Source organism: Urechidicola vernalis, from assembly GCF_031846385.1.
GTDB classification, from domain to species: Bacteria; Bacteroidota; Bacteroidia; order Flavobacteriales; family Flavobacteriaceae; genus Urechidicola; species Urechidicola vernalis.
On the sequence record NZ_JAVRHV010000033.1, the window covers coordinates 1 to 244 of the forward strand.

1 protein-coding gene is annotated in these 244 nt (G+C 38.9%); it reads left to right on the top strand.

Annotated features, from left to right (window positions below; all coding sequences use genetic code 11):
* The coding region (locus RM519_RS13985; protein WP_311594445.1) for a hypothetical protein at positions 1 to 244 on the top strand (244 nt) is incomplete at both ends.

A 244-nucleotide genomic window follows, 5' to 3' on the forward strand; every position in this document is an offset into this window, starting at 1 on the left:
TTGCTATTATTGCGAATACTTCTGGAACAAACACTGGAGATCAAGATATTTCTGGAATTGCTACAAATGCAGGAAATATTAGCGGTAATGAAGCTGATATTATAGTCCTTGACACTGCAATTGGCGTTATTGAAACTGAACAAACTGCGCAAGATGCTGCAATTGCCCTAAATACGGCTAAAACAGGTATTACTCCTGGACAAGCCGCTATTATTGCGAATACTTCTGGAACAAATACTGGTGA